Here is an 11,780-nt window from a genome sequence, read left to right on the forward strand (position 1 = left end):
CTCAGCCGCCCCGGTCGGACTTGACGATTTCCGTCATGGTGACGCCCAGGCGGTTGTCGTCCACCATCACCACCTCGCCGCGCGCCACCAGGCGGTTGTTGACGTAGATGTCCACCGCCTCGCCCAGCTTGCGGTCCAGCTCCACCACCGCGCCGCGGCCGAGTTTCAGCAGCTGCGAGACCTGCATGGTGGCGCGGCCGAGCACGGCGCTGACCTGCACCGGAATGTCGTAGACCGCATCCAGGTCGCGCGGCCCGCCGGGGCTGGTGGAACCCTGCTGCGCTTCCGTCGCCGGCACCGCCTCGAAGCCATCCGTGCCGCTCATGCCCTCGGTTCCTCCCCCATTGTGGTGGGCTCTGTCGTGATATCCAGGCCGGCGATGCGCAGCACCTCCGCCACCGCCGCACGGCGCGCGGCGAGCGAGACCACCAGCGCGCCGTCGCGCCAGGCCAGCCGGGCATCGCCGGGTGCCACCGCGGCATCGCCGCGCACCTCCGGCCCGCCGGGCGGCATCCGCGCCGCGATCGCTTCCGCCAGCTCCGGCGCCACATGCAGCACCGCCTCCGGCCGATCCGCGATGGCGGGCAGCATGGGCACCAGCAGGCGCGGCACGATCTCCGCCCCCAGCCGCGCGGCGGCGCCGGGCAGGGCGTGGTCGATCATGCGCAGCGTCATCAGGGCCAGCGCCTCCGCCGCCGCCAGGGCGGTGTCGCGCCCGGCCTCCGCGGCTTCGGCCAGCAGCGCGGCCATGCGTTCCAGCGCGCGCTGGATGGCGGCTTCCTGCGCCCGGGCCTGTTCGGCGCGGCCTTCCGCCAACCCCGCCGCATGGCCGATGGCGCGGCCTTCCACGATGCCGGCGGCGCGCGCCTCGGCCAGCAGCACCTCCGGGTCCGGCGGAGGCGGCGGCGGCGGTTCCGGCGGCAGGCCGAGGTCTGGCAGGCGCAGCGCGTGCCTCATACCAGCATCTCGTCGTCGCGCCCGTCGGCGATCTGGATCTGGCCCTGCGCCGCCAGATCCTTGGCGATGCCGACGATCTGCGCCTGCGCCTCGTCCACGTCGCGCAGCTTCACCGGCCCCATGCCCGCCAGATCGTCCTTCAACAGCTTGGAGGCGCGTTCGGAGAGGTTGCGGAAGAACATGTCGCGCAGCGTTTCCGTCGCGCCCTTCAGCGCCAGCGTCAGCTTGTCCTTCGGCACGGCGCGCAGCAGCGCCTGGATGCCAGCCTGGTCCAGCCGCTGCAGGTCGTCGAAGGTGAACATCAGCGCGCGGATCTTCTCCGCGCTGTCGCGCGAGCGTTCCTCCAGCGCCGAGAGGATGCGGCCTTCCGCGGCGCGGTCGAGGTTGTTGAAGATCTCCGCCATCACCTCATGCGCATCGCGGCGCGAGCCGCGGGCGAGGTTCGACATGAATTCCATGCGCAGCGTGCGCTCGACGCCTTCCAGCGCCTCCTTCTGCACCGTCTCCATGCGCAGCATGCGCATCACCACTTCCATGGCGAAGCCTTCCGGCAGCAGCGACAGCACGCGCGCTGCATGGTCCGGCCGCACCTTGGACAGCACCACGGAGACGGTCTGCGGATATTCGTTCTTCAGGTAGTTCGCGAGCACCGCCTCATTCACATTGCCCAGCTTGTCCCACATGGTGCGGCCGGCGGGGCCACGGATCTCCTCCATGATCTGGGCGACGCGCTCCTTCGGCAGCGTCTTCAGCAGCATCCGCTCCGTGCTCTCATACGAGCCGACGAGATGGCCCGCCTGGCCGATCTGGTTGGCGAATTCCTGCACCACCTGCTCGACCGTCGCGGCGCCGACGGAACCCAGCGCCGCCATGGCCAGCGACAGGTCGCGGATCTCGTCCTCATGCAGCCGCGTGAAGATCTTCGCGGCATGCTCCTCGCCCAGCGCCAGCATCAGGGTGGCGGCCTTCTGCGGGCCGGTCAGGCTGCTGCTCATAGCCCCTCCTCCGGGGCCAGCCAGCGGCGGATCACCGTCACGGCGGCATCGGGATTGTTGTCGACCATCTCGGCCAGCGCGGCGAGGGCGGAGGCGCGCATCTGGCCCTCGATGCGCGCGACCTTCACCATCGGGTCCTCCTCCTCGGTCGCCGCCGCCTCGCCCTGCGGCAGCAGCGGGGTGGCGCCGGGGCCGCCCACCTGGGCGGGGCCGGTGATGGTGCCATTGGCCTGGGCCAGCGCCGCCTCTGCCGCGCTGGTGAAGGTCACCGTATTGCCATCCGGCCCGATGCCGACCAGCACCGGCTGCGGCGCCATGGCCAGCACCAGGCGGTTGGCCACCGGCTTGCCGATCAGCAGGATGGCGGCCAGCGCCACCAGGGCCAGGATGCCGCTTTCGATCAGCCGCCCCATCAGCGCCGGCGGAAGGGTCTGGCCGAGGATGGAGAAGCCTTCCGGCGCCGTCTCGCCCTGCGAAGGTTCGGCGAAGCGCAGGCTCACCACCTCCACCTTGTCGCCGCGCTCCTCGTTGAAGCCGACGGCGGAGCGGGCCAGCGACATGATGCGGCCGAGCTCATCCGCATTGCGTTCGCGGAAGCGCGGCGGCGCGCCATCCGGCTGCGGTTCCCAGACGCCATCCACCAGCACGGCCAGCGACAGCCGCTTCACCGCCGGCTGTTCCCGCAGCGTGTTGCGCGTCAGGCGGCCGATCTCGAAATTCGTCGTCTCCTCCGACCGCTGCTGCTCGTTGCGGCTGCCGCCGCTCTGAGTCTCGGCCCCCGGCAGCTGGTTGGCGACGGAGACATTGCCGGCCTCGCCGCTGCGATTGCTCTCGGTGCTGGACTGGGTGCTGCGCGGCACCTGGTTCTCCGGGTCGAAGCGTTCCTCCGTCGTCTGCACACGGTCGAAATCCATCTCGACCGAGGCCTCGGCGCGCACCCGCCCCGGGCCCAGCGTGCGCTCCAACAGATCCTCCACCGCGCGGGCCAGGCGCAGCTCCGTCGTGCGGCGCAGCTCCTCCGCCGTCTGGGCGGCGGCGGGGCCGGTCAGCGCCTGGCCGCCGCGGGCCAGCAATTCCCCGCGGCTGTCGACGATGGAGATCTGCTGCGGCCGCAGCCCGGGCACGGCGGCGGCCACCAGGTGCAGCACCGCCTGCACGCCTTCGCGGTCGAGCCGCTGCGCGCCCTGCATGGTCAGCACCACGCTGGCCTGCGCCTCGCCACGCTCACGGGAGAAGGGCTCGCGGCGCGGCAGCACCAGGTGGACGCGCGCCGTGCGCACGCCGGTCAGGCCGCGGATGCTGCGGGCGATCTCGCCCTCCAGCGCGCGCAGGCGGTTCACATCCTGCTGGAAGGGCGTGGTGGTCAGGCTTTCGCCGCGGTCGAAGATCTCGTAGCCGACGGAGCCGCCGCTCGGCAGGCCTTCGCGCGCCATCATCAGGCGGATGCGCGGCACGTCGGATTCCGGCACCACGATCTGCGCCCCGCCGGCGGACAGCCGATGGGGAATGCGGGCACGTTCGAGGGAGGCGACCATCTGCCCGGCATCGCGCGGATCGAGGTCGCCATAGAGCAACGCCATCGGCGGTTCCGAGGCACGCAGCGCCAGCATCGCCACCAGGCCGAGCACGCCGAGACCGACGCCGACGAGGGCCGCCAGGCGCAGCGGACCAAGACCGCGCAGCTGGGCGATCAGCGCCCCCATGCGGAAGCCTCCTCCTGCCTTGTGGCGGGCATCCTGGCCCCTCCCGTCGATCGCATCCTGCCATCCCCAGGCCGGACAATGCCGGCTCGGCAGGTTTTGCCGGGTCCGGGGTAACGGCGCGGTTAAAGCGGCTGCGGATTTTTCGGCGGAGGAGCATCGCGGATTGGCCGAGGCCTATCGGCGCGGCGGCGAATCCGGCACGGAATATCAGAAGCTTCCGAAATTAGGTGGAGAGGTCACACGAACTTCTTGTCGTAGGTGATCCACATGGTGCGCGTCGCCAGCCGGTCATAGACGCCGCGGCCGCGGTAATTGTCGTCCGCCGTGATCCAGCGGATCACGCCCCAGCCGCGCTGCCGCCCGATCTCGGCCACCGCCTCGATCAGCGCATCGGCGATGCGCCGGCCGCGCTGGGTGGGATCGACGAAGAGATCGTCCAGGAAACCGCCGGTGCCGGCGGCCAGCGGCCGGGCGAAGGGGCGGTAATGCGCCAGGCCCAGCGCGGTGCCATCGGCCTCCTCCGCCACCAGCGCCTTCACCTCATGCGCCGGATCCATGATCCAGCCCCAGACGCGCGCGCGCATCTCCGCCGTCTGCTCGACCTTGTAGAAGGCGGCGTAGCCGGCATAGAGCCTTTCCCAATCGGCGCGATGGCGCGGGGCGAGGGGTACAATGGTGAACCCGCTCATGCCGCGGCCTCCAGGCTGATCCGGCCGGCGGCGGCCAGGCCCACACAAATGGCGCCCACATGCATGGACTGGCCGATCAGCCCGCGCGGCAGCCCGGCCAGCACCTCCGCCACCGGCAGCGTTTCGACGCGGATCAATTCGGTGGGCTCCGGCGCCGCCGGCGCCACCAGCCGGATGCCGGTGGCCAGGACGATATGCAGGCGGTTGGTCTGGATCGCCGGATTGGCATGGCCGGCATAGAGGTAGGTCCATGCGCCGCCGCCAAAGCCCGTCTCCTCCAGCAATTCGCGGCGGGCGGCGGCGATCGGGTCGGCATCCTCCGCATCCATCACGCCGCCGGGCAGTTCCAGCGACCAGCTCTGCGCGCCATGCCGCCACTGGCGCACCATCACCAGCCGGTCCGCCTCATCCAGCGCCACCACAGCGCACCATTCGGGGTAGTCCAGCACGTACCAGGGCGCGATCTCCTGGCCGCTGGCGGTGCGCAGCCGGTCGGCGCGCAGGCGGATCCAGCGGTCCTCGACCAGGATTTTCGATTCGGTGGTGGTCCAGGGGGGCGTTTCGGTGTCCATGCCGCAGCCTCGCGCGGGGTGGCGGTGCGAGGCAAGGCCACCCTGGCCGTGACAATTCCGCGTAACCATCCGGTTGGTGGCGGCGAAGCCCGGGCAGAACAACCGAAAGGCCTGGCCCATGCATCGCCGCCTTCTCCTGGCCCTGGCACCCGCCCTGCTGGCCGGCAGCGCCCGCGCGCAGGCCTGGCCGCGCGCCGTCAACCACCGTTCGGGCGTGGCGCTCGATGGCTGGGACACCGTCGCCTGGTTCACCGAGGGCCGGCCGCGCCGCGGCGATCCCGCCTTCCGCGCCACGCATGCTGGGGTGGAATGGCACTTCGCCTCCGCCGCGCACCAGGCGCGCTTCCTGGCGGACCCGGCCGCCCATGCCCCCCGCTTCGGCGGCTTCTGCGCCTATGGCGTGGCGCGCGGCTACAAGGTGGATATCGATCCGGAGGCATGGCACATCCACCAGGGCGTGCTGTTCCTCAACTACGACCGGGGGGTGCAAAGGCAGTGGCAGCGGGATATCCCCGGCCATATCGCGCGGGCCGAGGCCAATTGGCCGCGGCTTGCGGAGAGCTGACATGCGCTGCGACGCGCTTTGGCCGGTCGGGCTGCCCTGCATGGTGCTGACGGCCGGCGAGGCGCGTTCCGCGCAGGAGGAGCGCTGGGGCGGGCTGCTGGCCGCCGCCCAGGCCGGCGACAGCCGCGCCTACGACACCCTGCTGCGGGAGGTGACGCCCCGGCTGCGCCAGCTGGCCCGCGCCCGCATCCGCGATGCGGCGGAGGTGGAGGATGCGGTGCAGGACGCGCTGATGACCATCCATGCGCTGCGCCATACCTACGACCCGACACGGCCCTTCGGCCCCTGGATGACCACCATCGCGACCCGCCGTGCGATCGACCGGCTTCGCCGCCGTGGCCGCGGCGCCGGCCGCGAATCGGATCTCGACGACCTGCCCGAGGGCGCGGCCGCCGTGGCGCCGGTGGCGGAGGAGCGCATCGCCGCGCGCAACCTGCGCGACGCCGTCGCCGAATTGCCGGAAAGCCAGCGCACCGCGCTGCGTCTGGCGAAGCTGGAGGATCTTTCGCTGGCCGAGGCCTCCGCCCGGTCCGGCCTCAGCGTGGGTGCGCTGAAGGTGGCGACCCATCGGGCCATGCGATCGCTGCGCCGTCGCTTCGGCGTGGAGGAAGGAGACGAGCGTGCAGACCGATGAGCTGATCAGCCGCCTGTCGCAGGGCCTGACCCCGGTGCGGCGGGTGACGCCGCCGATGCGGGCGGCGCTCGGCTGGCTGGCGCTGGCCTTCGGCGTGGTGGCGGTGGCCGTGGCGCTGTCCGGCTTCCGGCACGACCTGGAGCACCGGCTGATGCTGATGCATGAGCAGGTGAACATGGTGGCCGCGCTGGCCACCGGCGCGGCGGCGGCGGTGGCCGCCTTTCATCTCGCGCTGCCCGACCGCAGCGAACGCTGGGCGCTGCTGCCGCTGCCCTTCGCCGCCTTCTGGATCTCCGGCCTCGGCTGGGGCTGCATCGCCGAATTCGTCGAGCGCGGCTGGCCGGCGCTGGGCATGAGCCTGGGCTGCATGAGCTTCATCATCGGCTTCGGCCTGCCGCTGACGCTGGGCATGCTGTGGATGACGCGCCACGCGGCCCGCATCCGGCCTGGCCCCGTGGCGGCGCTGGCGGGCCTGGCGGCGGCGGCCATCGCCTCCGTCGGGCTTTCGCTGGTGCATCACCTGGATGCGGCGGCGATGGTGCTGATCTGGCACGGCGGTTCGGTGCTGCTGGTGATGCTGCTGGCGCGGCGCTGGGGCGCCCGGGCGATGCAGGCGATGCGGCCGTGAGGGGCCTCCGCCCGGGACAGAGGCTGTTCCAGGGCGGGGTGGCGACGGGCCGGGCGTTCAGCACCCGGGCGCGCCCATGGACCCACTCATCGCCGGGTCCGAGATAGGGCAATACGCCCGACGGGGCGCCTGTCCAACCGACGTGCTGCCCGCACCAGCGCGGGGCTGTTGCCGCGCGCTGGCACCGCCGGCGCAGCTTTCCAGCCCGGCGAAGCGGCGCACACCGGAATGTGTTCGCGCCAGGCGGCGCGGGGGCGCGAAAGCCCCGGCCGAAGCCGACAGAAGCCTATACGCAGACGCAAGGACGGGACAAATTCCGCCCCGCCCGCCCGGCCCCTGTGAGAGCACCTTGAATGGGGCCGCGAACCACCCGGAGCCCGCGATGACCCGACTGCCTGGCCTGGGACGATGAGCAGCCTGGCCGCCGCCCTGGCGCAGCGCCTGGGGGCCGCGCATGTCGCGACCGATGCCGCATCCTGCGCGCTGGCCACGGCCGACCTGGCCGATTGGCCCGGCGGCGCGCCGGCCGAGATGGTCATCCGCCCCGGCAGCACGGAAGAAACCGCGACCGCGCTGCGCCTGCTGGCCGAATTCGGCCGCGCCATCGTGCCGCGTGGCGCCGGCCTGTCCTATACCGCCGGCGTGGTGCCGCGCGCCCCGGCCGTGGTGGTGGACACCAGGCGGCTGGACGGCATCACCGTCGATGCCGAGAATCTGACGGCCGTGGTCGGCGCCGGCGCCACCTGGCAGGCCCTGGCCGCGGCACTCGCCCCGCATGGGCTGCGCGCGGCGCAGGCCTCGCCGGTCTCGGGCTCGGTCACCACCATCGGCGGCACGGTGGCGCAGAACCTGCCGGGCGGCATGGACGGCATTCTGGGGCTCGCCGTGGTGCTGGCGGATGGCAATGCGGTGCGCACCGGCGCGCTGGCGCTGCGCAACGCGCCGCCCTTCTGGCGGCATATGGGCCCGGACCTCACCGGCCTGTTCCTGGGCGATTGCGGCGCCTTCGGGGTGAAGACCGAGGTGGCGCTGCGCCTGGCGCCGAAATGCGCGGCCGCCTTCGGATCCTTCGCCTTCGACGACAGCGCGGCGATGATGGCGGCGATGGTGCGGATCATCCAGGCCCGGGTGGTGAACCGTGCCTTCGCCATGGACCCGCTGCCGCAGGCCGAGGCCAGCCGGCCGGAAGCCCCCTGGGCGCTGCACCTGACCGCCGAGGGCGTCACCGGCCCTTCCGCCGAGGCCGGGATCGAGGCCGCGCGCGGCCTGGCCCTGGCGCAGGGCGGGCGGGAGATTCCGGCGACGCTGCCGAAGGCGCTATGGGCGCGGCCCTACTCCATCCGTGGCCTGCTGGGGCCGGGTGGGGAACGCTGGGTGCCGGTGCACGGCATGCTGCCGCTGAGCGCCGCCGCCGATTGCCTGGCGGCGCTGGAGGCCGAGTACGCGGCCATGGCGTCCTCGCTGGCCGAGGCCGGGGTCAGCATCAGCCACATGATCTCCTCGCTCGGCGCCTATGTGACGATCGAGCCCATGCTCTACTGGCGGGATGCGCTGGAGGCGCTGCATCTGCAGCACCTGTCGGAGGCCAGCCGCGCCAGCTTCGGCCAGTTCCCTGCCAATCCTTCGGCGCGGGACCTGGTGCGCCAGGCGCGGGACCGGCTTTCGGCCATCATGGACCAGCATGGCGCTGTGCATGCCCAGCTCGGCCGCTTCTACAAGCTGGGCTCCCGCATGGAGCCGGGGGCGGCGCAGCTGCTGCATTCGGTAAAGGCGATGCTGGACCCGCGCGGGCGGATGAATCCCGGCGCGCTGGAGGGCTCGCAGGGCTGAAGGCGGTTACGCCGTCAGCTCCGCCTGCATCACCCCGGCGGGCAGCACCACGCGCAGCGCCAGGTCACGATCGGCGCGCAGATGCTGGCGCATCAGGCTTTCGGCCTCCTCCGGCCGGTTGGCGATCAGCGCCTCGATGATCTGGCCGTGCTCCGCCAGGGCGCGCTCCACCCGCCCGTGGCGCAGGGTCAGCAGGCCGAAGCGGTGCACCTGGTCGCCCAGCTGCGCCATGAACTGGGACAGGCGGGAATTGCCGGCCAGGCCCAGGATGCGGCTGTGCATCAGCACGGAGCTGTCATAGGCCGCGCGCAACGCGCCCGCCTGCATATGCGCCAGCGCGTCCCGGTGATCCGCCAGCAGCGCCTCCGCATCCGCAGGGCCCAGGCGCTCGGCGGCGATGCGCACGGCGAAGCCTTCCAGCTGTTCGCGTAGCTGATAGACCTCGACGATGTCCTGCACCGAGAGCTCGGAGACGACGATGCCGCGCTGCGGCAGGATGCGGACCAGCCCGCCGCCGGCCAGCTCCCGCAGCGCCTCGCGGATCGGGGTGCGGCTGATCTGCAACTCGTCCGCCAGCTGGTTCTCCGAGAGCAGCGCGCCGGGGGCGTAGCGGGAATCCAGGATGCCGCGCTTGATGGCCTCCAGCGCCTGTTCGCGCAGGCTGCGGGGCGCGGCCTCGCGCAGGCCGCCCTCGCCGATCTCGCGCTGGGCGCGGTCGGTCGCATCACGCGGCGCGCGGGCGGTCTCGGTCTTGTCCCGTGTCATCGGCGCTTCCGTTACCCAGTCGGGGCCGGCCTGAGGGGGCCAGCCGCGACCAAGGTGTATACCGGGAGCGCCCCTTACGGCAAATCAGCGTGATTTCCAGCCGAGTGATGCCAAAATGTCATGGCTCGCCTGGATATCCGCATCCGGATCGGAGCCGGGCTGCAGCGCATCCGTGATGATCTCCAGCACCGTCTGCCCCTGGTAGCCGATCTCCCGCAGCGCAGCGCCGGCCGCCGCCGCATCCACGATGCCGGTGCCCAGCCGGGTGTGCTTGAAGACCTCATAGCCGCTATCGGAGATATGGACGTTCTTGATGCGCTTGCCGAGCAGGCGGATGGCGGCGGCCACATCCTCCTTGATGAAGGCGCTGTTGCAGATGTCGAAGTTCAGCCCGACCTCCGGTCCGATTTCCTCGGCGACGGAAAGCATGTCCTGCGCGGAGGGCAGGTAGGTGAAGGGCACGTTCTCCAGGATGATCTCGACGCCCGAGCCCTTGGCGAAATCCAGCAGCTCCCGCATCCCCTCGATGAACCAGGCGCGCATCCAGGCGACGGGCGGGTCGATCAGCGAATTCACCGGGCCGGGAATGGCGCAGACATAGGGGCAGCCCCAATCGGCGGCGAGGTCGATGGCCTCCCGATATCGGTCCAGCGTGTAGCGCCGCATCTTCGCGCAGACGCTGTTCGGGTTGTTGTCCAACAGCGGATAGCAGAAGGAGGTGATGGCGGAGCCACTGTCGGCGAGCCACGCCTTGTATTCGCGGCGCTTCGCGGGCGTGAGTTCCGAGGGCCAGCAATGCGGCGGGAAGATCATCATCTCGAAGGCGCGATAGCCCTGGCGGTGCAGGTGCTGCATCGCGCCGAGCCCGTCATGCGAATACAGGAAGGGAAAGGTCGAGACGGCAACCGGCAGCGCGGCCATGGGCATCCTCCTACAGCGTGTGTTCGAGGCGGGTATTGACGATGAGCTCGGCGATGGTGGCGGTATCCGGCAGCCGCAGCAGCAGCGCGACGATTTCCGCGACGGTGGCGGGCGAGAGCCGCGTGGTGGAGATGCCGGGCAGGCCGGCCAGCAATTCCGTATCGATGGCGCCGGGGCAGAGCGCGGTGACGCGCAGCCCGTCTTCCCAACCCGCGAACTTCGCCGCCTGGCTGAGCGCGACGAGGGCCTGCTTGGTCATGGCATAGCCGATGGAGACGCTGGCATCGCGGATGCGCTTGCCGTCGGTGGAGGCAATGTTCACCACGCGCCCATGCCCCGCCGCGCGGAGGTGCGGGAGTGCGCGGCGTGTGGCCCGAAAAGGCGCCTTCACATTGACGGTCCAGAGCTCGTCGAGCTCCGCCTCGCCACCCTCGTCCCAGGTGACGCGGCGCAGGATGCCGGCATTGTTGATGAGGCCGTCGAGCCGCCCGTGCCGCGCCACGGCGGCATCGATCCAGCCTTCGGCGCTTTCGGGATTCATCGCGTCGTAGCGATGCGCGCTGATGCGCTCCTCACCCAGTCCGAGCCGCTTCGCCGCCGAGGGATCGCGCAGGCCGAGCGCCAGGGTGTAGCCCTCCGCATGCAGCCGCCGCGCGATGGCGGCGCCGAGGCCGCGCGAGGCGCCGGAAAGGGCGATGACGCGACCGGTGGCGGGCAGCAGCTCCGCATCGCGCATGGTCAGAACAGGCCCTGATAGACGCCACCGTCATTGACGATGTTCTGGGCGGTCATGAAGCCCGCCTGCGCGCTGCAGAGATAGGCAACCAGATCGCCGCATTCGGACGGGTCCGCGAAGCGCCCGGCGGGGCAGCCGGCGATGCGATCCTCCACCATCGCCTCATAGGTCGTGCCGCGGCGTGCGGCATGGCCGTGCAGGTTCGTGCGCAGCGCGTCCGTGTCGAAAAGGCCCGGGCAGACGGTGTTCACCGTGACATTGTGCGGGATGAGCTCCCGCGCGATCGAGCCGATGGCGCCCGAGAGCGCGACGCGCGCCGCATGCGAATGCGCGAAGCCGATCTGCGGAAACTTGATGAAGCTGACGGAGATGCTGACCACGCGGCCAAACTTGCGCTCGCACATGCCCGGCGTGGTACGGCGGATCAGCTCCATCGAGGAATGGAAATGCACATCCCACCAATAGAGCCACTCCGCGCGATCCCATTCCCGGAAGTTGCCGGGCACCTGGCGGACGCCGGGATTGCAGACCAGAATGTCCGGCGCCGGGCAGGCGGCGAGGATCGCGTCGCGGCCTTCCTCGGTGTTCACATCCGCCGCGACGATCTGCACCGCCACGCCGGTCTCGGCGCGCAGCCTTGCGGCGGCTTCCTCCAGCGCCTCCGCACCGCGCGCCACGATGGTGAGGTTGGCGCCTTCCTTGGCGAGCGAGCGCGCGCAGGCCTCGCCCAAGCCGCGGCTGCCGCCGCAGACCAGCGCGTGGCGACCCTTGATACCGAGATCCAT

The 11,780-nt window shown here is 71.4% G+C and carries 14 protein-coding genes; 4 read left to right on the forward strand and 10 right to left on the reverse strand.

Translation table 11 applies throughout. The annotated features are described in order from the left end of the window. Window position 1: 1 nt before the first annotated feature. The 6 genes from fliN to J3S20_RS11790 all read right to left on the reverse strand — a co-directional run bounded on the left by fliN (window position 2) and on the right by J3S20_RS11790 (window position 4,916). Complete coding sequence (fliN, locus tag J3S20_RS11765) at window positions 2-325, reverse strand: flagellar motor switch protein FliN (protein WP_246602715.1); 324 nt, start codon at window positions 323-325, stop codon at window positions 2-4. Then, the gene (locus J3S20_RS11770) at window positions 322-957 is read right to left on the reverse strand and encodes a FliH/SctL family protein (RefSeq protein ID WP_216836668.1); all 636 of its coding nucleotides are present in this window, start codon (window positions 955-957) and stop codon (window positions 322-324) included. The genes fliN and J3S20_RS11770 overlap by 4 nt, the downstream gene beginning before the upstream one ends. Then, entirely contained in the window at window positions 954-1,952 is a 999-nt protein-coding gene (gene fliG / locus J3S20_RS11775) for a flagellar motor switch protein FliG (RefSeq protein ID WP_216836669.1), read from the reverse strand. Before fliG ends, J3S20_RS11770 begins: the two co-directional genes overlap by 4 nt. Then, a complete protein-coding gene (fliF, locus tag J3S20_RS11780; RefSeq protein WP_216836670.1) occupies window positions 1,949-3,655 on the reverse strand; it encodes a flagellar basal-body MS-ring/collar protein FliF in 1,707 nt (568 codons plus the stop codon). The genes fliG and fliF overlap by 4 nt, the downstream gene beginning before the upstream one ends. Window positions 3,656-3,891: 236 nt before the next feature. Then, a complete protein-coding gene (locus J3S20_RS11785) occupies window positions 3,892-4,344 on the reverse strand; it encodes a GNAT family N-acetyltransferase (protein WP_216836671.1) in 453 nt (150 codons plus the stop codon). After that, the gene (locus J3S20_RS11790; RefSeq protein ID WP_216836672.1) at window positions 4,341-4,916 is read right to left on the reverse strand and encodes an NUDIX hydrolase; all 576 of its coding nucleotides are present in this window, start codon (window positions 4,914-4,916) and stop codon (window positions 4,341-4,343) included. Before J3S20_RS11790 ends, J3S20_RS11785 begins: the two co-directional genes overlap by 4 nt. Before the next feature lie 118 nt (window positions 4,917-5,034). Between J3S20_RS11790 and J3S20_RS11795 the strand changes: the two genes are divergently transcribed. The 4 genes from J3S20_RS11795 (at window position 5,035) to J3S20_RS11810 (ending at window position 8,573) form a co-directional block, all read left to right on the forward strand. Beyond that, the gene (locus tag J3S20_RS11795) at window positions 5,035-5,481 is read left to right on the forward strand and encodes a YHS domain-containing (seleno)protein (protein WP_216836673.1); all 447 of its coding nucleotides are present in this window, start codon (window positions 5,035-5,037) and stop codon (window positions 5,479-5,481) included. Between the two features lies 1 nt (window position 5,482). Then, window positions 5,483-6,115, forward strand: a complete 633-nt coding sequence (locus J3S20_RS11800; RefSeq protein WP_246602716.1) for an RNA polymerase sigma factor — start codon at window positions 5,483-5,485, stop codon at window positions 6,113-6,115. Then, complete coding sequence (locus J3S20_RS11805) at window positions 6,102-6,743, forward strand: NrsF family protein (RefSeq protein ID WP_216836674.1); 642 nt, start codon at window positions 6,102-6,104, stop codon at window positions 6,741-6,743. Before J3S20_RS11800 ends, J3S20_RS11805 begins: the two co-directional genes overlap by 14 nt. 408 nt (window positions 6,744-7,151) lie before the next feature. Beyond that, window positions 7,152-8,573 (forward strand): FAD-binding oxidoreductase, encoded by a 1,422-nt coding sequence (locus J3S20_RS11810; RefSeq protein WP_216836675.1) that lies wholly within the window; start codon window positions 7,152-7,154, stop codon window positions 8,571-8,573. Window positions 8,574-8,579: 6 nt separating this feature from the next. Here J3S20_RS11810 and J3S20_RS11815 read toward each other — a convergent pair whose 3' ends face one another. From J3S20_RS11815 to J3S20_RS11830, 4 genes are all read right to left on the reverse strand, one after another. Further along, a complete protein-coding gene (locus J3S20_RS11815; protein ID WP_216836676.1) occupies window positions 8,580-9,338 on the reverse strand; it encodes a GntR family transcriptional regulator in 759 nt (252 codons plus the stop codon). Window positions 9,339-9,422: 84 nt separating this feature from the next. Beyond that, the gene (locus J3S20_RS11820; protein ID WP_216836677.1) at window positions 9,423-10,259 is read right to left on the reverse strand and encodes a sugar phosphate isomerase/epimerase family protein; all 837 of its coding nucleotides are present in this window, start codon (window positions 10,257-10,259) and stop codon (window positions 9,423-9,425) included. A gap of 10 nt (window positions 10,260-10,269) precedes the next feature. Further along, complete coding sequence (locus J3S20_RS11825; RefSeq protein WP_216836678.1) at window positions 10,270-10,995, reverse strand: SDR family NAD(P)-dependent oxidoreductase; 726 nt, start codon at window positions 10,993-10,995, stop codon at window positions 10,270-10,272. 2 nt (window positions 10,996-10,997) lie between these two features. Beyond that, entirely contained in the window at window positions 10,998-11,780 is a 783-nt protein-coding gene (locus J3S20_RS11830; protein WP_216836679.1) for an SDR family oxidoreductase, read from the reverse strand.

Source organism: Falsiroseomonas tokyonensis, assembly GCF_019024325.1.
Classification (GTDB): Bacteria; Pseudomonadota; Alphaproteobacteria; order Acetobacterales; family Acetobacteraceae; genus Falsiroseomonas; species Falsiroseomonas tokyonensis.

Excerpts from the sequence above, each read along its gene's own strand:
- fliN (WP_246602715.1), bottom strand. The coding sequence starts at position 325 with ATGAGCGGCACGGATGGCTTCGAGGCGGTGCCGGCGACGGAAGCGCAG.
- J3S20_RS11770 (WP_216836668.1), bottom strand. The coding sequence starts at position 957 with ATGAGGCACGCGCTGCGCCTGCCAGACCTCGGCCTGCCGCCGGAACCG.
- fliG (WP_216836669.1), bottom strand. The coding sequence starts at position 1,952 with ATGAGCAGCAGCCTGACCGGCCCGCAGAAGGCCGCCACCCTGATGCTG.
- fliF (WP_216836670.1), bottom strand. The coding sequence starts at position 3,655 with ATGGGGGCGCTGATCGCCCAGCTGCGCGGTCTTGGTCCGCTGCGCCTG.
- J3S20_RS11785 (WP_216836671.1), bottom strand. The coding sequence starts at position 4,344 with ATGAGCGGGTTCACCATTGTACCCCTCGCCCCGCGCCATCGCGCCGAT.
- J3S20_RS11790 (WP_216836672.1), bottom strand. The coding sequence starts at position 4,916 with ATGGACACCGAAACGCCCCCCTGGACCACCACCGAATCGAAAATCCTG.
- J3S20_RS11795 (WP_216836673.1), top strand. The coding sequence starts at position 5,035 with ATGCATCGCCGCCTTCTCCTGGCCCTGGCACCCGCCCTGCTGGCCGGC.
- J3S20_RS11800 (WP_246602716.1), top strand. The coding sequence starts at position 5,483 with ATGCGCTGCGACGCGCTTTGGCCGGTCGGGCTGCCCTGCATGGTGCTG.
- J3S20_RS11810 (WP_216836675.1), top strand. The coding sequence starts at position 7,152 with ATGAGCAGCCTGGCCGCCGCCCTGGCGCAGCGCCTGGGGGCCGCGCAT.
- J3S20_RS11815 (WP_216836676.1), bottom strand. The coding sequence starts at position 9,338 with ATGACACGGGACAAGACCGAGACCGCCCGCGCGCCGCGTGATGCGACC.
- J3S20_RS11820 (WP_216836677.1), bottom strand. The coding sequence starts at position 10,259 with ATGGCCGCGCTGCCGGTTGCCGTCTCGACCTTTCCCTTCCTGTATTCG.
- J3S20_RS11825 (WP_216836678.1), bottom strand. The coding sequence starts at position 10,995 with ATGCGCGATGCGGAGCTGCTGCCCGCCACCGGTCGCGTCATCGCCCTT.
- J3S20_RS11830 (WP_216836679.1), bottom strand. The coding sequence starts at position 11,780 with ATGGATCTCGGTATCAAGGGTCGCCACGCGCTGGTCTGCGGCGGCAGC.